This window comes from Kluyvera huaxiensis (assembly GCF_040149365.1).
Classification (GTDB): domain Bacteria; phylum Pseudomonadota; class Gammaproteobacteria; order Enterobacterales; family Enterobacteriaceae; genus Kluyvera; species Kluyvera intermedia_A.
In genome coordinates, this window is the sequence record NZ_JBEFLV010000014.1 from 34,491 (window position 1) to 57,906 (window position 23,416).

Consider the following 23,416-nt stretch of genomic DNA (forward strand, 5'->3'; position numbering starts at 1 on the left):
ACTGGAAGGAGCAGCGTATGATTCGGCACTTACTGCACGTAGATTTTGACCATCATCGCGGTTTGCAAGAGCAGGTTCGGGAGTCACTGGTGAACGCCATTTTAGGCGGTATTTTCCCGGCCGACACGCCGCTGCCCTCGTGTCGCCAGTTGGCAAGCCAGCTTCAGGTTTCGCGCAATACCACCGCGCTGGTATTTGAAAGCCTGGTCAACGAAGGCTACCTGATTAGCCGTCCGCGCAGCGGATACTACCTGCATCCGGACTACGCCACCCCGCGCCTTAGCAGCGCGACGCCTGCACCCATTGCCGGAGAGCATGCACCATCCTGGGGCAAACGGCTCAACATCACCCCAAGCCAGCAGGAGTCCATTTTAAAACCGGCGGGCTGGATGCACTATCGCTACCCGTTTATCTACGGCCAGCCGGATGCCCGTCAGTTCCCACTGGTCAGCTGGCGCTCTGCCGCCAACTGGCTGCACGGCGGTGCGCGCGATCCGTCCTGGGTGGTGGACCATATCGACCAGGATGTCCCCATGCTTATCGAGCAAATCCGTACCCGCGTGCTGCCTAAGCGCGGCATTGTCGCCGCGCCCGATGAAATCCTGATAACCCTGGGATCGCAAAACGCGCTATATCTGCTCACCCGCCTGTTGATGTCACGCCAGACTCGCGTCGGCGTTGAGAATCCCGGTTTTCGCGAGGCCATCAATACCTTCATGCTCGGCGAAAGCCAGATTGTGCCGCACCCGGTCGATGAGCAGGGCATTATCCTCAACGACACACCCTGTGATTATTATTACGTGACCCCGGGGCATCAGGTGCCGACCGGCGTCACCATGAGTAAAGCCCGTCGCAGCCAGCTGCTGGCCTATGCGGCGCAGCATGATGCGGTGATTATTGAAGATGATTACGATTCGGAGAGTAACTTCCAGACCAACCCGCTGCCGGCGCTGAAGGCCAGCGACCGTAGCGGGCGGGTGATTTACGTCAGCAGCCTGTCAAAAGCGCTGTCGCCGGGCCTGCGCCTGGGCTTTATGGTCGCCGACCCGGATTTGATTGATGAAGCGCGGGCGCTACGCCGCCTGGTATACCGACATCCGCCGACCAACATTCAGTATCAAATGGCGCATTTTCTGGCTCAGGGACATTACGAAACCCATCTGCGGCGCTATCGCGACGACTCCGCGCGCCGCTGGGAAATGCTCAACAATGCCCTCTCCTCGCTTTTGCCTGAGTGTCAGCCGCTGCCCGGCAGCGAGCACGCCAACGCCTTCTGGCTGCGCACGCCGGCGCATATCAGCACCCAGCAGTTGACCTGGCGCGCAGCGCATACCGGGGTACTAATTGAACCCGGTGCGCGGCATTTTCTCGATGCCGCGCCGCCGGATAACTTTTTCCGCATGGGCTTTCACGCTATCAACCCCGACGCCATTGCGCCGGGGGTCGATGTGCTGCGCCACCAACTGGCGCAGATGGGTTAGCCCGCCCGGCGGTGCGCCCACTCGCGCAGCCGCTGGAACAGCACGTACAGCGATGGGATAAACAGAATGCCAATCACCGTCGCCACCAGCATGCCGCTGAACACCGTGGTGCCGATGATACGGCGGCTCTGCGCCCCGGCCCCCGTGGAGAACATCATCGGCATGATACCGATAATAAATGACACTGCGGTCATCATCACCGCCCGGAAGCGGCGCGTCGCCCCTTCACGCGCAGCGTCAACAATGGACAGCCCGGACTGACGCCGCTCGCGGGCAAACTCAACGATCAGAATCGCGTTTTTTGCCGCCAGGGCTATCAATAGCACCAGCCCTATCTGCACGTACACATCGTTGGCGTAGCCCGCTATCCACAGCCACAGCAACGCGCCGCCGATGGCGAACAGTACCGAGAGCATCACGCTGGCAGGCAGCGTCCAGCTTTCATACTGGGCGACGAGGAATAACCACGCCATCGCCACCGCCGCTAGCACAATCCAAATAGCCTGATTGCCGGTCTGCTGCTCTTGCCAGGAAAGCCCGCTCCACGCGTAGTCGTAACCCTGCGGCAGGTGCTCGGCCAGCAGCGTTTCCATCGCCGCCATCGCCGTGCGGCTGCTCACCCCTTCCGCCGCAGAACCACTCACCGATACCGACGGGAACTGGTTGTATTGCTGGACAAACGGCGCACCAACGGTTGGCGTGATGCTGACCAGGTTGCTCAGCCGCACCAATTCGCCGTGGTTGCTGCGCACGAACAGTTCGCTGATTTGCTCCGCGCGCTCGCGCCATTGCATCTCGTTTTGCATCACCACGTGGTAGACACGATTGTTAAGACTAAAATCCCCGGCGCGCGCGCCGCCGAAGGCAGTTTGCAGACTGTTGAAAATACGCGATACCGGCACATCCAGACGCGCCGCCTGGTCGCGATCCACCGTCAGCGTTAGCTGTGGAACGTTGCTGCTCCAGGTGGTAAACACCCGGCTCAGCTGCGGATGCTGGTTGGCTTTCATTAAGATCCCACGGGTCACCTGCTCAAGCTCGGCGGAGGATTGCCCGGCCTGCGCCAGAATACGCAGATCAAAGCCCGCCGCGCTGCCAAGCCCAGGCAGAGTCGGCGGCGCAAACAGCATAATGGTCGCTTCCGGCAACGCCTGAAGCTGGCGCTGCAATTCCCCCATCACCGACTCCAGCGGCGCTCGCTGCGACCAGTCTTTCAGCATCAGCGAGATAAAGCCGCTGTTGGAAGCGCTGGTGCCGCTGAGAATGCTAAACCCGGAAACCTGAATCACATCTTCCACCGCCGGGTGTGCGCCCAGAAGCTGTCGCGCCTTCGCCATCACCGCCTCGGTACGTTCAAGCGAGGCCGACTCCGGCAGCTGCACGTTGGCAAAGACGTAGCCCTGGTCTTCCTGCGGTAGAAAACCTTTCGGCATCGACGAGAAGCTCCACGCCACCAGCAGCGCCGCCAGAGATGTCGCCGCCACGGCCACCAGCGGGCGATGATTCATCCATCCCACCAACCGACCATAGCCGTCGCGGGTGGCACCCAGCCCACGGTTAAATCCGCGGAAGAAAGCGGCCGGTTTTGCCGGACGTGGGCGCAGCAGCAGCGCGCAGAGCGCTGGCGTCAAGGTCAGTGCCACGATGCTCGACAGCGTGACCGCCGTGGAGAGCGTGACCGCGAACTGACGGTACAGCTCGCCGACGATCCCCGGCAGCATCGCCACCGGCACAAACACCGCCAGCAGCACCAGCGTGGTAGCAATCACCGGCCCGGCAATCTGCCGTAGCGCCAGCGCGGTGGCTTCGGTACGACTTAATCCTTCCGCCATATGCCCTTCCACGCTTTCGACCACCACGATGGCGTCATCCACCACCATGGTGAGTGCCAGAATAATGGCAAACAGGCTCAGGGTATTGGCGCTGTAGCCGAGCAGGTAGAGCACCGCAAAGGTGCCCACCAGCGAGACCGGAATTGCCAGCGCCACAATCAGCGTCGCGCGCAGGCTTTGCAGGAACAGCGACACCACCGCCACCACCGCCAGCAGGGTCAGGGCCAGCGAAGTACCAATCTCTTTGATGGTCGCCGATACAAAACGGGTGGTATCAAACTTGACCTCCCACTTCAGGTCGGCCGGGAAGCGGGCTTGCAAACGCGTTAGCTCGGCGCGAACGGCACTCGCCACCTGCAGCGCATTGGCGGTCGGGGTGGGATAAATCCCCATATAGGCCGATTCCACGCCGTTTAATTGGGCGCTGGAACTGTAGCTTCGCGCGCCCAGCTCGATGGTCGCCACGTCGGCGAGGCGGACTAATTGCCCCTGCGCACCGCTGCGCACCACAATCTGGCCGAACTGCCCGGCTTCGGTCAGTCGCCCGAGGCCATTGATAGTCAGGGTTTGCTGTTGGCCGTTAAACACCGGCGGCGTACCAATCTGCCCGGCGGCCCCCTGCACGTGCTGCTCGCCCAGCGCTTTAGCAATATCATCGCTGGTGATATTCAGCGCATTCATGCGATCCGGACGCAGCCAGATACGCATGCTGTAGTCGCGCGCGCCAAACATCTGCACCTGGCCGACGCCCGGCAGACGCGCCAGCGCTTCGCGGATCTGCGTGCTGGCATAGTTGCTGACTTCCAGCGGCGGCATCGTCCCCTGCGGCGAATAGAGGCTGACCCCCATCAGCAGATTGCTGGCGCGTTTACGCACCTGCACACCATTTTGCTGCACCGCAGAAGGCAACTGCGCCACCGCCTGGGCGACGCGGTTTTGCACATCAATCGCCGCCATGTCCGGATCGGTTCCCGCCGCGAAAGTCAGATTCAGGCTGTAACTACCGTCGTCGGAGCTGGTCGACTCCATATAAAGCATTTGGTCAACGCCGTTAAGCTGCGTCTCCAGCGGCGCGGCGATGGCCTGCGCCACGTCCTGCGCGCTGGCGCCCGGCCAGCTGGCGCTGACGTTAACCACCGGTGGAGTAATTTGTGGGTACTGCTCCACAGGAATAAGTTTGAGCGCCACGGCCCCGATAAAGGTCATCAGTAGCGCAATCACCATGGCAAAACGCGGACGGCGGATAAAAAACGTCAGCATCCTGTCTCCTTAATTAATTCAGCAGTTGAACGGCTGCGCCGTGGGTCAGACGCTGCGCGCCCTCGGTGACAACGCGCTCGCCGGCGTTTAATCCCTTCGCCACCGCGAAGGACTGTCCCTGCTGGCCGCCCAGTTCAAGACGACGCTGATCGGCGGTGTTCTCCGCCGTTAGCACCCAGCTAAAGTAGCCCTGACCGTCTTGCTGAACCGCCGAGGCGGGGATCATCACGCGGTCATTTGGCGTCTGCGGACGCAGGGTGACATTGACGTTACCGCCCGGCAGCAGCCGGTGCCGTGGGTTGGCAAACTCGGCGCGCACCGCCACGCTTGCCGTACGCGTATCAATCCGGTTATCCACCGAAGTCAGCACGCCGTCTTCACGCTGGCCATCGAGCGTTATCTGCGCCAGCCATGCGGCTTTCAGCGCGCGAATATCGGTATGCTGTCCGGCTTTGCTGTAAAACGCCGATTCATCGAGCGCAAAGCTCACCCGCACCGGATCAAGCTGGACAATTTCCACCAGCACGCCGCTGGCAGGGTTCACCAGGCTGCCAACGTGAAAGGCGCTGTGCCCCACGCGTCCACTCACCGGCGAGGTTATCCGGGTGTAATCGAGGGTGATTTGCTGTGCGCTGACCCGGGCTTTGCCCTGTTCAACGGCGGCGGCGGCCACGTCGCGCTGCATCTGAGCGGTATCAACATCATTACGGCTGATCGACTGGTTAGTTTTCAGGCTCTGGTAGCGCGATAGCAGCTGCTGCGCCTGGCGCAACGATGCCTGAGCGCTTTTCAACTCGGCCTGCGCTAGCGCCAGCGCCGCACGAGGCTGCGCATCATCGAGGGTAAACAGCAGATCGCCTTTGTTAATCTCTTGCCCATCCAGGAAGTGGCGCTTGACGATAGTGCCCTCGGTACGGGCGCGAATATCAACGGCGTGGATGGCCTCCACGCGGCCCGGTAGCTGGCGTTCAGCCGCATGCGGCGCACGTTCAACGGTGACGATACGCACCGGGACCGAAGCAGAAGCGAGCGTGCAGTAAGCCAGCCCGCATGCCATAAGGGCAAAGCGGAGTTTCGTTTTCATCGGGAGTCCTTGCGAGATAAGCGCCCCTCTGCGCGAGGAGAGGGGCGCGTTATTGCTAAGCGGTTTTACGGAAACGGCGGGTCAGGCGTTTTTCAACTTCCACCACCAGGAACATCACGGCACCAATCGCCAGCGTTATCCCCCAGTAGCGCAGCGGCAACGCTTCGGTGCCAAACAACGTCTGCATCAGCGGCAGGTAGATGATTGCCAGCTGCAGCAGAAGCAGCACGCCGGTTACCAGCCAGATGCCTTTGTTCTTCAGCAGGCCGCTATTCAAGGAGAAGCGGTCGCTGCTGCGGCAGTTAATCATGTAGACCCACTGCGCGGTCACCAGCATCTGCAGCAGCACGGTGCGGATAAACTCGGCGCTGTGGCCGCGCGGGGCCAGCCAGGCTTCGAGGATAAACGCGGCGATGGCAATCATCGAGCCGACAAAGGCCACGCGCCAGACGGCGAAGGCATCCATCACGTGCTGGCCGGTTTTACGCGGCGGACGGTTCATCACGTTACGCTCGGCGGCCTCAAAGGCCAGACCGAAGGAGAGCGTGGCGGAAGTCGCCATGTTCATCCACAGAATCAGTACCGGCGTCAGCGGAATAATATTGCCCGCCAGCAGCGCGATAATAATCAACAGCCCCTGAGCCAGGTTGGTCGGCATGATGAACAAAATGGTCTTTTTCAGGTTGTCGTAGACACGACGCCCTTCTTTCACCGAGCTGGCGATGGTGGCAAAGTTGTCATCGGTCAGCACCATGTCGGCGGCCTCTTTGGTCACTTCAGTGCCTTTAATGCCCATGGCAATCCCCACATCCGCCTGACGCAAGGCCGGGGCATCGTTGACGCCATCACCGGTCATACCGACGATTTCACCGCTCTCCTGCAGCGCTTTAACCAGACGCAGCTTATGCTCCGGGCTGGTGCGTGCAAAGATATCGTACTCAACTGCCGCTTTAGCGAGCTCAGCATCATCCATGTGCTCTAGCTGGTAGCCGGTCATCGCTTCGCTGCTGTTGCGGATCCCCAGCATCTGGCCAATGCTCATCGCCGTCTGCGGGTGATCGCCGGTGATCATCTTCACGCGGATCCCTGCATTCTGGCAGGTGTGGATAGCGTCAACCGCTTCCGGACGCGGCGGGTCCATCATCCCGGCAATACCGAGGAAGACCAGGCCTTCCTGCAGGTCGCTATGGTCGAGGGTTTTCTGTCCAGCGTTCGCCGGCTTGGTTGCCGCCGCCACCATGCGCAGCCCCTGGCTGGCAAAGCGCGCCATTTCCGCCTCCCAGTAGCCACGGTCGAATGGCATCACGCCGCGCGAAGTCTGCTGCTGCTGGCACAGGGCAAACAGCACATCCGGCGCACCAGTCACCATCACCGTCTCCTGCTCGCCGAGCAGGAAATGGGTGGCCATGTATTTGTACTGAGAATCAAACGGGATCTTGGCAACCAGTTGGCTACGCAGCGGTTCAAGGTTGGCTTTCGCCGCCAGCACCTTCAGCGCACCTTCGGTTGGGCCACCGGTAATGCCCCAGTGCCCCTGCGCATCCTGGATCAGCTGGCTGTCGTTACACAGGTCGATAGTGCGCAGATAGGTTTCCAGCACGGTATAGGGCTGTACTTTAACCGCGGTGTCACAACCTTCCAGATAGATATTGCCGTGCGGCTCGTAGCTGTTACCGTCCACGCGGTAGCAGCAGTCGGCGGTAATAATCGCCTTCACCGTCATTTCATTCATGGTCAGGGTGCCGGTTTTATCCGAGCACACCACGGTCATCGCCCCCAGGGTTTCAACGGTTGGCAGCTTGCGAATAATCGCCCGCTTACGCGCCATTGCCTGCACGCCCAGCGACAAAATAATGGAGATAATCGCCGGTAAACCCTCAGGCACCGCAGCCACCGCCAGGCTAATCAGCGACAGCAGCAGCTCGCCGAGCGGAATGTCACGCAGCAGCATGCTGAAGACAAACAGCGCCGCCATCATCGCCAGAATAATGGCGAAAATAGCCTTGCCGAGCTTGTCCATCTGCACCAGCAGCGGCGTACGGTGCTTTTCAATGCCCGCCATCATCTGGTTGATGTGGCCCAGTTCGGTCTCCTGACCGGTGGCAACCACTACGCCCTTACCGCCACCGGCGCTCACCGTGGTGCCGGAGAACAGCATATTGGTGCGATCGCCCAGCGATAGCTCGCCGTGCAGCGCATCGGTGTGTTTATCGACGACGGTCGACTCGCCGGTCAGAATGGCCTCTTCCACGCGCAGGTTGTGCGCTTCAATCAGACGCATATCCGCCGGAATACGGTCACCGGCGCGCAGTACCACGATATCGCCCGGCACCAGTTCAGTGGTGGCCACCGTCATGTGGTTACCGTCACGAATCACCTGCGCATCGCTGGAGAGCATATTGCGAATGCTTTTCAGCGATTTCTCCGCATTGCTTTCCTGAATGTGGCCAATCAGGGCGTTAATCACCGTAACGCCGAGGATCACGGCGGTATCAACCCAATGGCCCATCACCGCGGTGAGCGCGGCAGCGGCCAGCAGGACGTAGATCAGGACATCATTAAAGTGGGCGAGGAAACGCAGCCACGCTGGCTTGCCTTTCTTTTCCGGCAGCGCATTCGGGCCATAGATATGCTGACGCTTTTCTGCATCGCTGGCGTTAAGCCCCTCGGGCTGGCTATTCATCTGCGCCAATACGTCCTGCGCAGAAAGCTGGTAGGCGTGCTCTTGCGGGTCACGACCCGCGTGCGGCACATTCTGGGAGTTCATCATTTTTGACAAGTTTGCAGTTCCTTTTAAATTCCTGCTAGCGGAAAGCCTGAATTCATTTCTGGCCAAGGCGACGTCGTTAAATAATATTTTTAAGCAAAAGATATTTATTCGCATATAAAATATCTTGCGCTATAAAATCAAAAACGACATTAAGTTGATTTACTAATACTAATATCACAGAATGTTCTTAAACCCTATCTAAATGGAGGTCGTAATGTTTGGAATCTATCGCGGACGCCGACTGGCGCTGTACATCGCACTAGCCATCGTGGTTGCCACGCTGGTTGGATACAGTACTTATACTTTTGTAAAAATATTATCGTAAGCATGACGTTTATTTACGAAATAATAATTTAATTTAATCCAAAGTATTATTTAACCTTTCTCATGCGATTATTCTCGTAGCGATTGGTTATTTATTACATTGACTAATGGGGATACTTATTAAATTAGAAACATTGCGTTCCATTAAAAATTACCGGACAATAATATCTTTAACTAAAGATTAACATCGCATGAAGCATCCGCTTGAATCTCTGATGACCGCTGCCGGAATTTTATTGATGGCCTTTCTCTCCTGCTTACTGCTGCCAGCGCCTTCGTTGGGGTTGACGCTGGCACAAAAGCTGGTTGAGACCTTCCATTTTATGGATCTGAGCCAGCTCTATACCGTGCTGTTCTGCGTGTGGTTTTTGGCGCTGGGTACCATTGAGTATCTGCTGATGCGCTACGTTTGGCGGCGCTGGTTTTCACTGGCAGATTGAGGACTGGGGACGTTGTCATCGCCCCAGCCTTCTCCCTGGCTGGGCGATAGCGCAAATCAATGCGCTCGTGGACGATGGTTTTCCTTACGGTAGGCTCCCGGCGACTGGTTAAAGGTGCGGGTGAAGATACGCGTAAAGGTCTGTTGGGAATCAAACCCATACTTCAGACAGATATCGTAAACCTTTTGATCGGTGGTACACAGCTCGTCCGCCGCCAGATTTAGCTTACGCGTGCGGATGTAACGACCCAGGCTCTCCCCTTTGTGCTGTAAGAAAATGCGCTGTAGATGCCATTTTGAATACCCCGCCCGGCGGGCAATTTCATCAATGCGCAGCGGTTGATGCAGATTGTTGTCAATCCATTCGACCAGTGTGTCGATCACCTGAGTGGCTAATTCGGTCATACACCCCTCCCCTCGTTTATCTACAACCGGTGGTTATTCCCACCAGGCCCGAAATGTTTGCGTTGCGTCGGCAGGCCAAACCGGCTCGCCCTGCATCGGCGTCAGCAGCCGATACGCTTTGTCTTTAGATGCCTGCGCCAGCCGTTTGTACGGATCGTCCCAGGTATGTTTCGCCAGCACGAAGCGCCCGGCATGGCCTGGCAGCACGCGCTGCGCGTTAAGATCTACCGCCGCCTGCGCGGTCTGCTCCGGCATCATATGGATGTAGCGCCAGTCCTGGTCATACTGACCATCTTCCAGAATGGCGATGTCCACCTTGCCAAACTGTTCACCAATCGCTTTGAAGTGCGGGCCGTAGCCGCTGTCGCCGCTGTAGTAAATCTTCTGCGTCGGCGTGACGAACATAAAGCTGGCCCACAGCGTTTGGTTACGCTTCAGGCCGCGTCCGGAGAAGTGACGGGCGGGCAGCACATGCACGCTCAGCGCATCGCTAATAGCGACGCTTTGCTGCCAGTCGGCTTCGGTTACAACTTCATCTTTCATTCCCCAGTAGCGCAGGTGTGAACCCACGCCCAACGGCACCACGGCGCGTTTGATTTTCGGCATCAGCCCTTTAATGGTGGCGTAGTCGAGGTGGTCGTAGTGATCGTGCGAGATAATCAGCAGATCGATTTCCGGCATATTGGCGGCCTGCCACGGGTAGTTGCCGTCAAACGCCTTGTTCAAAAAGGCGAACGGCGCGGCGTAGCTACTAAAAACCGGATCGATCAGGATGCGCTTGCCAGACAGTTGCAGATACCACGACGAATGACCGAGCCAAATCATGGTGTCGGTTTCGAGCGGCAGACTGGCGAGATCGGTCGGCACCAGCGGCAGCGGCTGCTGCGGGCGGGCGTTCTCACGTTTGACGGTTAAAAACTCCCACAGCGCGACCACCATGTTTTTGTCGCTGCTGAAACCCGGCGTCGGCAGCGTGTTTTGAAACTCCCCGTCACGGTAGTTTGGCGACCGCTCAATCAGGCTTTTCTCAGCGCCCTGCGGGGCTTGTCCGAAACCGGCGTTGAGAACAAAAGGTAAACTTGCTGCACTGGCAATAAGCATGATGGCAACCACACTGATGATAAGACGTTTCATGTCCTGACCCGAGACCGGCTTCATCCAGGAAGCCACACGAAAAAAGTTGATTATGAGTGAGTAGGCACTCATTATAGAAAGGAGTGGAAAAAATCGTCAAGCAATTTTCAAAATTTGACAATCGACGTTGAAGTCCGAGGGCTCAACATGTTTCAATCAGCGTTTTTACAGTCAGAGAGGTAAAGTGTAGTGGCTCGTCCGAAGAGTGAAGATAAAAAACAAGCGTTACTGGAAGCCGCCACCAGCGCCATTGCCCAATCGGGTATTGCCGCGTCGACTGCGATGATCGCGCGCAGTGCAGGGGTTGCTGAAGGCACACTGTTTCGCTATTTCGCCACCAAGGATGACCTGCTGAACGCGCTTTACCTGCACTTAAAAAGCGACCTGTGCCAGGCGATGCTCGCCGGGCTGGTTGAGAACGTCTCGCCAAAAGAGTTTACCCACAATATCTGGAACAGCTATATCGATTGGGGCGTGCGTAATCCCGCCGGACATCACGCTATTCGCCGTATGGCAGTGAGCGAAAAAATCACCGCTGAAACCATCGAACAGGTACGTGCCATGTTCCCGGAGCTGCAAAAGCTCTGCCAACGCTCGGTACGCGCGGTGTTTATGTCCGATGACTTCCGCGCTTTTGGCGACGCGCTCTTCTTATCGCTTGCTGAAGCGACCATTGAATTTGCCAGCCGTGAACCGCTGCGCGCCGATAAATTAAAGGCGCTGGGCTTTGAAGCGATGTGGCTGGCGCTGGCTGAAGGTGACTAATGGACGGTAAAACGCTGCACGAGCGTGCGCACGAGTTCGCGCTCACCCTTCCCTTCTCTGATATCTACTGGCCGTTTGGCCCGGAGTACGACGTTTTCACCGTCGAAGGGAAAATGTTTATGCTGAAAGCCTACCTTCGCGGCGAGCCGATCATCAATCTGAAGGTCGATCCCGAACAGTCGCTGCTGCATCAGGCTATCTACCCGCATATCAAACCCGGCTACCACATGAACAAAAAGCACTGGATTTCGGTCTATCCGGGCGAGGAAATTACCGTCAGTCTGCTTAACAGCCTGATTGAAGATTCGTGGAATCTGGTGGTCAATAAACTGCCTAAGCGCGTCCAACAGCGAGTGCGTCCGGTTTGATTTTACGTTCAATGCGATAAGTGTTATCGCATTGAACACCTTCTCATTTGTGAATCCACGCGGTACCCTTCTGTGATTCAACGCACCGATTGGCGGTGCCTTTCATCATTCAGGAGTGTTTATGGATATCGTATCCGTTGCTTTAGCGCGCTATTCCACCAAGGCTTTCGACGCCAGCAAAAAACTGACCGCTGAGCAGGCAGCCAATCTAAAAACGCTGCTGCGCTATAGCCCGTCCAGCACCAACTCCCAGCCGTGGCACTTTATCGTCGCCAGCACCGATGAAGGCAAAGCGCGCGTGGCGAAATCCGCAGCGGGCGGCTACGTGTTCAACGAACGCAAAATACTGGATGCATCCCACGTGGTAGTCTTCTGCGCGAAAACCGCCATTGACGACGCCTGGCTGGAAAAAGTGGTCGATCAGGAAGATGCCGATGGCCGTTTTGCGACGCCGGAAGCGAAAGCCGCCAACCACAAAGGCCGCACCTTCTTCGCCGACCTGCATCGCAAAGAGCATCACGACGACGACCAGTGGGCAGCCCGTCAGACTTACCTCAACGTGGGCAACTTCCTGCTCGCGATGGGCGCAATGGGCCTCGACGCAGTGCCAATCGAAGGTTTCGATGCCGAAATCATGGATGCTGAATTTGGTCTGAAAGAGAAAGGCTTCACCAGCCTGGTGGTTGTGCCGGTAGGCCATCACAGCGTGGAAGACTTCAACAAAGCGCTGCCAAAATCTCGTCTGCCGGAAGCAACGGTAATCACTGAGATCTGATTGAACTCAATCTCTTCCCGGCCGAGCAAAGCGACGCCGGGAAAGCTCAGTACAGTACGATCTGCGGATGCTTCACGCCGCAGGCGAGCGCATAGCGCGTCAGCGTATCCAGGCTCGCACGAGTCACGTTAGCCTCCATTCGCGATACCGTTGGTGCACTGACACCCATTTTTGCGGCCACCTGCGCACGGGTAAGACCCGCATGGTTGCGCCATTGTGCCAGCATCTCACGCAGCCGTTCACGCCGCTCCTCGGCATTGAATGCCGCCAGCACATCGGGCTGCACCAACATTTCCGTTTTCAGTTCGTCCCAATCAATTATTTTCTTGCTCATCTCTCATCTCCTGTAGCCGCTTTAGCGCCAGACGGATCTCTGCTGGAGGTGTCTTTGGCGTTTTTTTCACAAATACGCGTAGCAAGAAAATCGTCTCATTCCGCTGGAACACATAGATGCCCCGACTTTGAATTCCCCCTAACGTACGGATCTCAAAAAGGCCCGGGGACAGAGGCTTGCTGTCAGGCTCCCGTAAAGCGGTGGGGTTACGCCGGAGTTTCTCGATCTTAGCAATCATTTTGGCCTGAACCGACGCTGGCAGGGCCAGAAGCTCCCCCCTGACATCCGCATGGACCACTATTTTGAACACGATTTTTGCCTCTGAAATATTAGCATATAAGGCAAATTGCATTAAAGGCTAATTCGCCATTCACGCATGATTTTATGCGTACTGGCGATAACGTTCAGATTCAATCATCAATAGCGGAAAACGGATCGTAAAACGGCGCCGGGCCGAGCAGAGCGACGCCGGGAATTTCTCTCCCTACAGCTTTGCCAACACCGCCTCACCCGCTTCATCAACCGGTAAATAGACCAGCAGCCGCGAGCCATTGCGCGGTGCGGAGTACCAGTACATCTGCTGAAGCTGGAAATCTCCGAACTCTGGATGATGGAAAGTTTTAATCTGGTTTTCGACGCCGCGCACCTCATGGCATTTGTGCCATAGCATTTCAAACTCAGCGGAGGCGGCAAAAAAGCGGGCAAGCTTATTTTCCCACGCGGGTTCGCCTCGGTGATCGGCCATCGCGGCACGGAAATACGAGACAAAAGTGGTGAGGACATCGCGGTTAGCCAGCCGACTGCGCCAGCCGGGGTGAGTCAGATACAGGTAGATACAATTTCGGTCGTCTTCCGGAATGGCTGAGAAATCGACGCCCATCAGCCGACAAAAGGCTTCGTTCCACGCCACAATATCGAAATTGGGCTTTTGGATACTGGCCGGCTGCGGCAGCAGGCTGTCGAGCATGCGCCGCGCGCCGGGGCTGATAACTTCACATTGAGGGACATTGGCAGACTCCAGCGGCGTCAGCCCCGCCAGCACGAACAGGTGTCGGGTCTCCAGCGGGCTACACTGGAGCGCTTCGGCCACGGCCTGCATCACCGCCGTCGACGGGTTGACCTCCCGGCCCTGCTCGAGCCAGGTGTACCAGGTCACGCCAACGTCCGCCAGCATCGCCACCTCTTCGCGACGCAAACCCGGCGTACGCCGCCGCCCGCTGCGCGGCAGGCCTAATCGCTGTGGATCGAGGCTTTCCCGACGCGCCCGTAAAAATGTACCGAGCTGCTTACGGCTATCGTCCAACCGCGCGAGGGATGTGTCTATTTCACTGTGGCTGATGAGGCTCATGATATCTCCAGCATGGTAGCGCCAGTACCAGTATAACCAGGAACTGGTACCCGTTTATCTAATCAGCGATGCTACGGCCAATCGCTGAATGACGCAATGGAGTCACCATGAAAACGTCTGTTGTTTCCCCCGGCCGTGCAGGGTTGTTCCTGCTGCTGACCGGGCTGATGTTGCCGCAAATCGACACCTCAATTACCAACGTCGCCCTCGACTCAATCACCGCGTCGCTGCACGCCAGCGCCACGCAACTGGAGCTTATCGTCGCGCTCTACGGCGTTGCGTTCGCTGTGTGTCTGGCGATGGGCAGCAAGCTTGGCGATAACTACGGCCGTCGGCGCCTGTTTATGTGGGGCGTGGCGATTTTTAGCCTGGCTTCGCTGCTGTGCGGCCTGGCTAACTCGATTAGCGCACTGCTGGCCGCGCGAACGTTGCAAGGGGCCGGTGCGGCGCTGATTGTGCCGCAGATCCTCGCGACCCTGCATGTGACGCTGAAAGGAACAGCTCATGCTCGCGCTATCAGTCTGTACGGCGGCATTGGCGGTATTTCGTTTATTGTCGGTCAGATGTTTGGCGGTTGGCTGGTCTCTGCGGATATCGCGGGTCTCGGCTGGCGTAACGCCTTTTTCATCAATGTCCCAATCGGCCTACTGGTGCTCGCCTTGAGTCGCCGCTACGTGCCGGAAACTCGCCGCGATGAACACGCCAGTATCGACTGGCAGGGGACGCTGAGTTTAGGACTCATCCTCTGCTGCCTGTTGTTCCCGATGGCGCTGGGGCCAGAACTGCACTGGCCCTGGTCAATGCGCCTGATGCTGCTGGCGATTATTCCCCTGCTGCTGTGGATGCGCGCCAGCGCATTGCACAAGGAGCGCCACGGTCAACACCCGCTGCTGCCGCCACGGTTATTAAAACTGGCCAGTATCCGCTTTGGGATGGTGATTGCCCTGCTGTTCTTTAGCGCCTGGTCCGGTTTTATGTTCTGCATGGCGCTGACCATGCAGTCCGGCCTGGGCATGGCACCGTGGCAGTCAGGCAATAGCTTTGTCGCCCTCGGCGTCGCCTACTTCCTGTCGGCGCTGTACGCGCCGAAGCTGATAGCTCGCCACAGCATGGGGAAAATTCTGTTAGCCGGTCTGGCAGTACAGATAAGCGGTCTGCTGCTGTTGATGGAAACGTTCCATCACTATGGTCAGGCGACGGGTGCGTTAACGCTGGCGCCGTCAACCGCGCTGATTGGCTACGGCCAGGCGCTGATTGTGAACTGTTTCTATCGGGTTGGTATGCGCGACATTACCGCCAATGACGCCGGGGCGGGCAGCGCCCTGCTCAGCACGCTGCAACAGGCGACGCTGGGTCTCGGCCCGGCGGTGTTTGGCTCACTGCTGCTGGCTCTGATGCGCAGTCACCACGGCAGCTACCCGCAGGCCATGATTGGTTTTCTCGGGGTTGAAGCGGGGATGATGCTGCTGCTGGCGGTTATCGCCATTAGTCTGCGCCATCATTTAAACCGCTCCCCGCAGCTTGCCGCCTCGTCATCTTAAGATCCTGTACTTTCTTGCGTCCCGAAGCGGTGAGGCGGAAGCCGCTTTAGGGATAACGTGCGTCGCCGTTTGCATAATATAGCCAGCCTGTCCATTATAGATGGCTGGCTATATAGGAGACGTTATGCAGGAACTGATTACCCAAATCGAAGAAATGGGCATTGAAATAAACCATACCAATTCGCTAGTAATTATCTTTGGTATTATTTTTCTCACTGCCATCATTGTCCACCTGATACTTCATCGGCTGGTACTTCGCACCTTTGAGAAACGCGCGCAGGCCAGTAGCCATTTATGGCTGCAAATCATCACGCAGAACAAACTGTTTCACCGCCTGGCCTTTACCCTGCAGGGGATTATTGTCAATGTGCAGGCCGTGTTGTGGCTGCAAAAAGGCAGCGATGCGGCACAAATATTAACCACCGTTGCCCAGCTTTGGGTCATGCTGTATGCCCTGCTGTCATTTTTCTCCCTGCTCGACGTTATTTTTAACCTGTCGCAGAAACTTTCGGCAGCATCGCAACTGCCGTTAAAAGGAATATTCCAGGGCGTTAAATTAGTCAGCGCAATTCTGGTTGGTATCCTGATAATTTCCCTGCTGTTGGGGCAATCACCGGCGATTCTAATAAGCGGACTCGGGGCGATGGCAGCGGTATTAATGCTGGTATTTAAAGACCCGATTCTTGGCCTGGTGGCGGGCATTCAGCTTTCTGCCAACGATATGCTCAAGCTCGGCGACTGGCTGGAGATGCCGAAATACGGTGCGGATGGCGCAGTCACTGATATTGGTTTAACCACCGTTAAAGTGCGTAACTGGGATAATACTATCACCACCATTCCAACCTGGTCATTGGTCTCGGACTCGTTTAAAAACTGGAGCGGAATGTCAGCCTCCGGCGGGCGTCGAATTAAGCGCAGCATTAATATCGATACCACCAGCGTTCATTTTCTCGATGAGCAGGAACAGCAGCGCTTAATTCAGGCCCGGCTGTTGAAACCGTATATGGACTCCCGTCATGAGGAAATTACGCTGTGGAACCAGCAGCACGGCAGCGGTGAGTCGGTGCTTAATCTGCGCAAGATGACCAATATCGGGACCTTCCGTGCCTATCTTAATGAATATCTACGTAATAACCCGCGGATTCGCAAAGATATGACGCTGATGGTACGTCAGTTAGCACCGGATAATAACGGCCTGCCGATTGAGATATATGCCTTCACCAACACCGTGGTGTGGGCGGAATATGAGAGTATTCAGGCCGATATCTTTGACCATATTTTCGCGGTGGTGGAAGAGTTTGGGTTGCGGATTCATCAATCGCCAACCGGCAATGATATTCGCGCCCTCTCAGGCGCGTTCGGACAGTCGTAATCAGGCGCTGGCGCGTGAAATAAAGCGCCAGTCGAGCATCACCCTTTCGGTTGGCTCGTCCGGATTTTCAATTTTATTCAGCAGCAGCTCCACCGCTTTGGCACCGATTTCTCGCGAAGGTTGCTCCACGGTGGTGAGCTGCGGCGACACCATTTCCGCAAGCTCGGTGCCATCAAAACCAATCACCGCAATATCCTGCGGCACCTGCAGTCCGGCCTGCTCAATGGCGCGCATAGCCCCCGCCGCCAGCGAGTCGGACACGGCAAAGACCGCATTGGGACGCGGATTCATCGCCAGCAGATTTTTCATCGCCGCCTTCCCCGCCGCCGCGCTAAGATCGTTGGCGTATTCCACGGCGTCAAACTCAAACCCCTGCTGTTGCAGCACCGTGTGATACCCCTGTTCACGCAGGCGGGCATATTTATAGCTCAGATCGTGGTTAATCAGGGCGATACGTTGATGCCCCTGCGCCGCCAGATAGCCGACCGCATGTTCAGCGGCATCGACATCGTTGATCCCCACGCAGGAGACCGCGCCCGCATCGGCGTACTCCGCGCACTGCACCCACGGCGCATCGCCAATCACGGTGGTCAGCTCGGGCAGCTTGCTAAAAGCGTCCATGGTGATGATGCCATCCACCATTTTACCGGTGAGCAGACGCAGGCCGGATTTAGAACGTTCAATATCGGAACCGGAATTGCACAGCAGAATACGGTAGCCGTTTTTCTCGGCGGCTTCTTCGATTCCCTTCACCACCTCGGCGCAAAACGGGTTGGCGATGTTGGACACCATCACCAGGATCATTGAGCTACGCGCCGTACGCAGCTGGCGCGCCAGCAGGTTTGGCTGATAGTTACTCTCTTTTATCGCCTGCAAAACCCGCTCGCGGTTTTTCGCCTTCACCGTGTCGCTGTTGTTTAATACGCGCGATACGGTGGCTACCGAAACGCCCGCCAGCTGGGCGATTTTCTGAATTGACATAGCTACGCTATTCCCTGCAATTAACGCTTTGCGTGCAGGCTATCATAAAAACCGTGCCCGGCGTACCGGGCACAAAGTTATTGTTCCACGCTGACCCAGCGCCGCTGTTGATGGCTTTTAACGATGGCGTCAATGATATACATGACATTTGCTCCTTCGCTAAACGAAGCAAAACGCCGCGCGTTTTCAGCAGGCATTTCACCCGCACGAACGGCCTGATAAAAGTTCAGCATAATGTTCTTAAACGCATCCGGCCAGCCTTCGCTATGGCCGCCGGGAAAATGCGCCTGCCCGGCGACGTCGCGGTTTAACAAACCAGGATCGTCACTGAGTAACTGATTAGCCTGATGACGCTGGCCAATCCACAGCTGCTGCGGCGTTTCCTGATCCCAGGACAGCGAACAGTCGCTGGCATTGATATCAAAATGGAGACGGTTTTTGCGCCCGGCGCTGACCTGCGACACGCTAAAACAGCCTTTGCTACCATCGTCAAAACGGAACAGCACCGAACCGGCATCTTCGGTGGTCACCGGCACATCCTGATACTGCGCATCTGGGCGATGCTCGCTGAAGGTTGCCTCGGCGGCCACGCTGGCTTTGCGCGTCGGCCAGACGATAGAGAGATCCGCCATCACCTCAACAATGCGCCGCCCTGTCACGAACTGCACGGTGTCGCACCAGTGGGAGCCTATATCCGCCACCGCGCGGGAAACGCCGCCCTGCCCGGCATCAACGCGCCAGTTAAAATCGGTTTCCAACAGCATCCAGTCCTGATGATAGCCGCCGTAGGCGGAGAACAGACGCCCGGCGCTGCCGTTGCGAACCATACTCGCCGCCTGCTGCACCATGGCAAACTGGCGATAAACAAAGCTGACGCCGTGCACCACGCCTGCCGCCTGCGCCAGTTGTTCCAGCTCGCGCGCTTCTTCCACGGTCATACACAGCGGCTTTTCAGAAAACACATGCTTTCCGGCGCGTAAAATCTGCCGGTTGACCTGCGCATGAAGGAAATTCGGCGTGCAGTTATGCACCACCTGTAGCCCCGGATAGGCCAGCAGCGCATCGACATCAGCGTAGGCATGGGGGATATTCAGCTGGCGCGCCTTTTCCTGCGCCGCTGCCAGCGACACATCGCACAACGCCACCACTTCGACAAATCCTAGCCGTCTCAGCGCTTCAATGTGGGCCGGGCCAATAAAGCCAGAACCCACGATACCAACCTGAATCATCCGCGCACCTCGCTGCCGGCAGCAAAGTCATCAAACGCCCGTGCGGAAACGGGGATGATATGCCGCTGGATAAATTCACTGCCTTCGCGCGCGCCGGTCTGCGCGTCCTTTAGGCAACACTCCCACTCCATCACCGCCCAGCCGTCAAAATCGTACTGGGTGAGCTTGCTGAAGATCTTTTTGAAATCAATATCGCCGTCGCCCAGTGAACGGAAACGTCCGGCGCGGTTTTGCCAGTTTTGATAGCCCCCGTAGACGCCGCTGCGCCCGTTGCGCTCAAACTCGGCGTCCTTGACGTGGAACGCCCGAATACGCGAGTGGTAGATATCAAGCCACGCCAGATAGTCAATGTTCTGCAAATGCAGGTGGCTTGGGTCATACAGCATATGGCAGCGCGGGTGGTTATCCACCTTCTCCAGAAAACGCTCGAAGGTCACGCCATCGTGCAGATCTTCACCGGGGTGAATTTCGTAGCACAGATCCACGCCGTGCTCATCAAAGCAGTCAAGGATCGGCTGCCAGCGATGCGCCAGCTCATCAAATGCCTCATCGAGTAGCGCCGCGTTGTGCGGCGGCCACGGATAGAAAAACGGCCAGGCTAACGCGCCGGAAAATGTCGCGTGTGCCTTTAGCCCCAGCCGCGCCGAGGCCTGCGCCGCCTGCTTCACGCTTTCCACCGCCCAGCGCTGGCGGGCCGCCGGGTTGCCTCTTACGGCCGCCGGTGCAAAAGCATCAAACGCATTGTCATAGACGGGATTCACGGCAACCAGCTGCCCCTCCAGATGGGTCGAGAGTTCGCTAATCACCAGCCCATGTTCCGCCAGACGCCCGGCGATATCATCGCAGTAGGTCTGGCTGGCCGCCGCCTGCTCGAGATTAAAAATTCCCGGATGGTTACACGGCAGCTGTAGCGCTTTAAACCCCAGCCCCGCCGCCCACTCAGCCAGCCCATCAAGCGTATTAAACGGCGCTTCAGTGCCGATAAACTGGGCGAGAAAAATGCCCGGGCCCTTAATGGTTTTCATACCCCCTCCTTAAAAAAATTACGCCTGCTCTTTTTCGTCGTATTTAAACGAGAGCAGGAAAATGAATGCAATCACCACCGCCGCAACCGCCGGAATCCACCAGAAGTTTACCCACGCCTGCGGCACGCTCTGCCCGGCCACCAGCTGGTTATACAGCGCACCGGAGATTTGTGAGCCCAGCAGCATGCCGATCCCGTAGGTGAACATCACCACCATGCTCTGTGCCTGCCCTTTCACCTTTTCGCCCGCCACGCGGTCGGTATAGATAAAGCCCACCACAAAGAAGAAGTCATAGCACACGCCGTGCAGCAGAATGCCGAGGTACAGCAGGAAACGCGTCTCTTCATTGATGCCCAGCGCAAAGAACATGTAGCGCACGAACCACGCCAGCATGCCGATAAGCAGCATGTATTTCACGCCCAGGCGGCGGAACAGCAGCGGGATAATCAGCATAAAGACGATTTCCGACATCTGGCCAAACGACATCGCGGTGCTGACATCCGCCACGCCCGCGTCCGCAAGGTACGACGCGGTATAGGCATAGTAGGTGCCCAGCGGGACCGAAATCAGCGTCGCGCAGATGGCAAAGACCAGGAAGTGACGGGTTTTCAGTAATGCAAACGCGTCGGCGCAGAACAGATCGCGCAGCTTCAGCGGCTGACCTTTCGCCGGGGCCGGCGTGTGCGGCAGAGTCAGGCTGTAAACCGCCAGCACAACCGAGCACAACGCGGCCAGAGTAAAGATGCCGGTGGTATCAGAAATACCGGTCACACCGATAAAGATCCCGGCAATAATCCAGCCGATGGTGCCGAACACGCGCACGACCGGGAAAGTTTTGTCGATATTGTTCAGGCTGTGGAAAGCAATGTTGTTGGTCAGCGCCAGCGTGGGCATATAGCAAAGGGTGTAGCCAAACAGCAGGCCAATCAGCAGCGCGCCGTTTTCTGCCACCAGCGCCTGTGGGACAAACCACAGGATCACCGCCCCCAGCAGGTGCATCACCGCCATCACCTTTTGCGATGGGAAGAAACGGTCAACCAGCATCCCCAGCACGAACGGCGAGAGAATGGAGGCAATCGGCCCTGCCGAGAAAGCATCGCCAATCAGCAAAGACATGTTGTGCTGGCTCATCACCAGCCCAAGCGTCACCGACCAGCTGCCCCAGATAAAGAACTGCATAAACATCATCAACGACAGACGCGGCACCAACAGCCGGTGCTGTACGCCGCTATTTTCTGAACCTTGCGTTGTAGAGACCATGTTTTCACCCTCAAAGTAATCGATTACAAAAACAGTTCAACCGAAAAGTAATCGATTACAAAAATAAGATCGCGCGGCACAGTATAGATTTGCGAGAACGGTCACGATTAAAAATCGTCCGCCGATCGCGGTAATGAACAGGGAGAGTTAGGATCCTGCCACTGGCGAGAGATCGGGTACAGGCGGTTCAGGAAGGCGAGAAACGGTACGGCGCTAACGGCCGTACCGCATTTCACGAGGATTACGCTTTGCGGCGCAGCGTCTTAAACGCGACAAACAGGAACAGCACCCACACCGGCAGCAGAATCGCCGACAGGCGCATGCCGTCCATGGTGCACATCAGCACAAAAACCATCAGCAGGAAGGCGATGCAGATGTAGTTGCTGGCAGGAGCCCACAGCGCTTTGAATTTCGGCTCGCGGCCCTTACGCCGCATCGCGGCACGGAATTTGAGGTGCGCCATGCAGATCATTATCCAGTTCAGCAAGAGCGTCGCCACCACCAGCGCCATCAGCAGGCCGAAGGCCTTTTGCGGCAGCAGATAGTTCACCAGCACCACCAGCGAAGTGATGGTTCCCGAAAGGATCAGCGAATTCACCGGCACGCCGCGACGGCTGACTTTGGTTAAAAAGCGCGGCGCGTTACCCTGCACGGAGAGGCCGAACAGCATGCGGCTGTTGGAATAGACACCGCTGTTATAGACCGACAGTGACGCCACCAGAATGACGAAGTTCAGCGCCGAAGCCACCAGGTTGCTGTCCAGATTGTGGAAGATCATCACAAACGGGCTACTATCGGATTTGATCTCGACCCACGGATACAGCGCCAGCAGGACGATAAGCGAACCGATATAAAACAGCAGGATACGATAAACCACCTGGTTCACGGCTTTAGGAATAGAGGTTTCCGGATCGCGCGCTTCTGCCGCCGTGATGCCGATAAGCTCAAGCCCGCCGAAGGAGAACATGATAACCGCCAGCGACAGGATAAGCCCCTGCCAGCCGGTGGCGAGGAAGCCATCAAAGCGCCACAGGTTATCGATTCCCGCATGATCGCCGCCTTTGCCGGATGCCAGCATCCAGATACCAAAGCCAATCATGCCGATGATCGCCAGCACTTTAATCAGCGCAAACCAGAATTCCGTTTCGCCGTACAGGCGCACGTTCACGAGGTTGACGGCGTTGATCAGCACAAAGAAGCCTGCGGCCCACACCCAGGTTGGGATGTCCGGCAGCCAATATTGCATATAGATCCCGGCGGCGGTCAGTTCGGCCATGCCTACCAGCACGAACATTACCCAGTAGTTCCAGCCAGACAGAAATCCGGCGAACGGCCCCCAGTATTTATAAGCAAAATGGGCAAACGATCCTGATACCGGCTCTTCAACCACCATCTCGCCCAGCAGGCGCATGATCATAAAAGCGATGATACCGGCGATGGCATAACCGAGAACGACCGCCGGGCCTGCCATTTGAATGGCCGGGCCGATACCGAGAAACAGGCCGGTACCGATGGCGCCGCCGAGGGCGATTAATTGGATATGGCGGTTTTGTAATCCGCGGTGAAGCGTCGGGATAGCTTCCGACGAGGCATCCGGTTGATTCTGGCTGGATGCTGATGACGCGTTTCTCACGTCTAACCCCTGTAGCATTAATATGAAGGGGCACCTTTTAACACTTAGCGCGGCTT

At 57.2% G+C, this 23,416-nt stretch carries 20 protein-coding genes; 7 read left to right on the forward strand and 13 right to left on the reverse strand.

From position 1 onward, the window contains the following. Positions 1-17: 17 nt before the first annotated feature. Positions 18-1,481 carry a MocR-like pyridoxine biosynthesis transcription factor PdxR gene (gene pdxR / locus ABOC97_RS15090; RefSeq protein ID WP_349599178.1) on the forward strand — a complete coding sequence of 488 codons (1,464 nt, stop codon included), beginning with the start codon at positions 18-20 and terminating at the stop codon, positions 1,479-1,481. Here pdxR and ABOC97_RS15095 read toward each other — a convergent pair. From ABOC97_RS15095 to ABOC97_RS15105, 3 genes are read right to left on the reverse strand one after another with little or no spacing between them, the layout of a single operon-like run. Continuing rightward, positions 1,478-4,573: an efflux RND transporter permease subunit gene (locus tag ABOC97_RS15095; protein WP_349599180.1), complete on the reverse strand. Its 3,096-nt coding sequence runs from the start codon at positions 4,571-4,573 to the stop codon at positions 1,478-1,480. The genes pdxR and ABOC97_RS15095 overlap by 4 nt on opposite strands. Positions 4,574-4,586: 13 nt before the next feature. After that, positions 4,587-5,657, reverse strand: a complete 1,071-nt coding sequence (locus ABOC97_RS15100) for an efflux RND transporter periplasmic adaptor subunit (RefSeq protein ID WP_349599182.1) — start codon at positions 5,655-5,657, stop codon at positions 4,587-4,589. A gap of 55 nt (positions 5,658-5,712) precedes the next feature. Next, a complete protein-coding gene (locus tag ABOC97_RS15105) occupies positions 5,713-8,427 on the reverse strand; it encodes a cation-transporting P-type ATPase (RefSeq protein WP_349599382.1) in 2,715 nt (904 codons plus the stop codon). Between the two features lie 515 nt (positions 8,428-8,942). On the opposite strand from ABOC97_RS15105, the gene ABOC97_RS15110 reads away from it, so the two are divergent. After that, complete coding sequence (locus tag ABOC97_RS15110; RefSeq protein WP_349599185.1) at positions 8,943-9,191, forward strand: DUF1158 domain-containing protein; 249 nt, start codon at positions 8,943-8,945, stop codon at positions 9,189-9,191. A gap of 56 nt (positions 9,192-9,247) precedes the next feature. On the opposite strand, the gene ABOC97_RS15115 is transcribed toward ABOC97_RS15110, so the two are convergent. Continuing rightward, positions 9,248-9,595 carry a RamA family antibiotic efflux transcriptional regulator gene (locus tag ABOC97_RS15115; protein ID WP_052283763.1) on the reverse strand — a complete coding sequence of 116 codons (348 nt, stop codon included), beginning with the start codon at positions 9,593-9,595 and terminating at the stop codon, positions 9,248-9,250. 33 nt (positions 9,596-9,628) lie between these two features. Further along, a complete protein-coding gene (locus ABOC97_RS15120; protein WP_349599189.1) occupies positions 9,629-10,729 on the reverse strand; it encodes an MBL fold metallo-hydrolase in 1,101 nt (366 codons plus the stop codon). A gap of 189 nt (positions 10,730-10,918) precedes the next feature. Between ABOC97_RS15120 and ABOC97_RS15125 the strand changes: the two genes are divergently transcribed. The 3 genes from ABOC97_RS15125 (at position 10,919) to nfsB (ending at position 12,637) form a co-directional block, all read left to right on the forward strand. Further along, positions 10,919-11,494, forward strand: a complete 576-nt coding sequence (locus tag ABOC97_RS15125) for a TetR/AcrR family transcriptional regulator (RefSeq protein WP_349599192.1) — start codon at positions 10,919-10,921, stop codon at positions 11,492-11,494. Then, the gene (locus tag ABOC97_RS15130; protein WP_349599195.1) at positions 11,494-11,862 is read left to right on the forward strand and encodes an MmcQ/YjbR family DNA-binding protein; all 369 of its coding nucleotides are present in this window, start codon (positions 11,494-11,496) and stop codon (positions 11,860-11,862) included. The genes ABOC97_RS15125 and ABOC97_RS15130 overlap by 1 nt, the downstream gene beginning before the upstream one ends. Positions 11,863-11,983: 121 nt before the next feature. Continuing rightward, positions 11,984-12,637 (forward strand): oxygen-insensitive NAD(P)H nitroreductase, encoded by a 654-nt coding sequence (gene nfsB, locus ABOC97_RS15135; RefSeq protein WP_349599197.1) that lies wholly within the window; start codon positions 11,984-11,986, stop codon positions 12,635-12,637. 46 nt (positions 12,638-12,683) lie between these two features. Here the strand turns inward: nfsB and ABOC97_RS15140 are convergent, their stop codons facing one another. From ABOC97_RS15140 to ABOC97_RS15150, 3 genes are all read right to left on the reverse strand, one after another. Further along, positions 12,684-12,971: a helix-turn-helix domain-containing protein gene (locus ABOC97_RS15140; protein WP_459253827.1), complete on the reverse strand. Its 288-nt coding sequence runs from the start codon at positions 12,969-12,971 to the stop codon at positions 12,684-12,686. Continuing rightward, on the reverse strand, positions 12,952-13,281 hold the full coding sequence (locus ABOC97_RS15145) for a type II toxin-antitoxin system RelE/ParE family toxin (protein WP_349599386.1): 330 nt from the start codon (positions 13,279-13,281) through the stop codon (positions 12,952-12,954). The genes ABOC97_RS15140 and ABOC97_RS15145 overlap by 20 nt, the downstream gene beginning before the upstream one ends. Positions 13,282-13,455: 174 nt before the next feature. Further along, complete coding sequence (locus ABOC97_RS15150; RefSeq protein ID WP_349599200.1) at positions 13,456-14,319, reverse strand: helix-turn-helix transcriptional regulator; 864 nt, start codon at positions 14,317-14,319, stop codon at positions 13,456-13,458. Between the two features lie 107 nt (positions 14,320-14,426). Between ABOC97_RS15150 and ABOC97_RS15155 the strand changes: the two genes are divergently transcribed. Both ABOC97_RS15155 and ABOC97_RS15160 read left to right on the forward strand, forming a co-directional pair. Continuing rightward, positions 14,427-15,860, forward strand: a complete 1,434-nt coding sequence (locus ABOC97_RS15155) for an MFS transporter (protein ID WP_349599202.1) — start codon at positions 14,427-14,429, stop codon at positions 15,858-15,860. Between the two features lie 124 nt (positions 15,861-15,984). Continuing rightward, positions 15,985-17,232: a mechanosensitive ion channel family protein gene (locus ABOC97_RS15160; protein ID WP_349599204.1), complete on the forward strand. Its 1,248-nt coding sequence runs from the start codon at positions 15,985-15,987 to the stop codon at positions 17,230-17,232. Here the strand turns inward: ABOC97_RS15160 and ABOC97_RS15165 are convergent, their stop codons facing one another. The 5 genes from ABOC97_RS15165 to pheP form a co-directional block, all read right to left on the reverse strand. After that, positions 17,233-18,213, reverse strand: a complete 981-nt coding sequence (locus ABOC97_RS15165) for a LacI family DNA-binding transcriptional regulator (protein ID WP_349599207.1) — start codon at positions 18,211-18,213, stop codon at positions 17,233-17,235. It lies immediately after the preceding gene. A gap of 77 nt (positions 18,214-18,290) precedes the next feature. Continuing rightward, positions 18,291-19,442 (reverse strand): Gfo/Idh/MocA family protein, encoded by a 1,152-nt coding sequence (locus tag ABOC97_RS15170; protein ID WP_349599210.1) that lies wholly within the window; start codon positions 19,440-19,442, stop codon positions 18,291-18,293. Then, complete coding sequence (locus ABOC97_RS15175) at positions 19,439-20,467, reverse strand: sugar phosphate isomerase/epimerase family protein (RefSeq protein WP_349599213.1); 1,029 nt, start codon at positions 20,465-20,467, stop codon at positions 19,439-19,441. The genes ABOC97_RS15170 and ABOC97_RS15175 overlap by 4 nt, the downstream gene beginning before the upstream one ends. An 18-nt stretch (positions 20,468-20,485) precedes the next feature. Further along, positions 20,486-21,727, reverse strand: coding sequence for an MFS transporter (locus ABOC97_RS15180; protein ID WP_349599216.1), 1,242 nt, complete (start codon positions 21,725-21,727; stop codon positions 20,486-20,488). 241 nt (positions 21,728-21,968) lie between these two features. After that, the gene (gene pheP, locus ABOC97_RS15185) at positions 21,969-23,360 is read right to left on the reverse strand and encodes a phenylalanine transporter (protein ID WP_234501985.1); all 1,392 of its coding nucleotides are present in this window, start codon (positions 23,358-23,360) and stop codon (positions 21,969-21,971) included. Between the last annotated feature and the right edge of the window lie 56 nt (positions 23,361-23,416).

Coding starts and splice junctions, on each gene's coding strand:
- pdxR (WP_349599178.1), top strand. CDS start 18: ATGATTCGGCACTTACTGCACGTAGATTTTGACCATCATCGCGGTTTG.
- ABOC97_RS15095 (WP_349599180.1), bottom strand. CDS start 4,573: ATGCTGACGTTTTTTATCCGCCGTCCGCGTTTTGCCATGGTGATTGCG.
- ABOC97_RS15100 (WP_349599182.1), bottom strand. CDS start 5,657: ATGAAAACGAAACTCCGCTTTGCCCTTATGGCATGCGGGCTGGCTTAC.
- ABOC97_RS15105 (WP_349599382.1), bottom strand. CDS start 8,427: ATGATGAACTCCCAGAATGTGCCGCACGCGGGTCGTGACCCGCAAGAG.
- ABOC97_RS15110 (WP_349599185.1), top strand. CDS start 8,943: ATGAAGCATCCGCTTGAATCTCTGATGACCGCTGCCGGAATTTTATTG.
- ABOC97_RS15115 (WP_052283763.1), bottom strand. CDS start 9,595: ATGACCGAATTAGCCACTCAGGTGATCGACACACTGGTCGAATGGATT.
- ABOC97_RS15120 (WP_349599189.1), bottom strand. CDS start 10,729: ATGAAACGTCTTATCATCAGTGTGGTTGCCATCATGCTTATTGCCAGT.
- ABOC97_RS15130 (WP_349599195.1), top strand. CDS start 11,494: ATGGACGGTAAAACGCTGCACGAGCGTGCGCACGAGTTCGCGCTCACC.
- nfsB (WP_349599197.1), top strand. CDS start 11,984: ATGGATATCGTATCCGTTGCTTTAGCGCGCTATTCCACCAAGGCTTTC.
- ABOC97_RS15140 (WP_459253827.1), bottom strand. CDS start 12,971: ATGAGCAAGAAAATAATTGATTGGGACGAACTGAAAACGGAAATGTTG.
- ABOC97_RS15150 (WP_349599200.1), bottom strand. CDS start 14,319: ATGAGCCTCATCAGCCACAGTGAAATAGACACATCCCTCGCGCGGTTG.
- ABOC97_RS15155 (WP_349599202.1), top strand. CDS start 14,427: ATGAAAACGTCTGTTGTTTCCCCCGGCCGTGCAGGGTTGTTCCTGCTG.
- ABOC97_RS15160 (WP_349599204.1), top strand. CDS start 15,985: ATGCAGGAACTGATTACCCAAATCGAAGAAATGGGCATTGAAATAAAC.
- ABOC97_RS15165 (WP_349599207.1), bottom strand. CDS start 18,213: ATGTCAATTCAGAAAATCGCCCAGCTGGCGGGCGTTTCGGTAGCCACC.
- ABOC97_RS15170 (WP_349599210.1), bottom strand. CDS start 19,442: ATGATTCAGGTTGGTATCGTGGGTTCTGGCTTTATTGGCCCGGCCCAC.
- ABOC97_RS15175 (WP_349599213.1), bottom strand. CDS start 20,467: ATGAAAACCATTAAGGGCCCGGGCATTTTTCTCGCCCAGTTTATCGGC.
- ABOC97_RS15180 (WP_349599216.1), bottom strand. CDS start 21,727: ATGGTCTCTACAACGCAAGGTTCAGAAAATAGCGGCGTACAGCACCGG.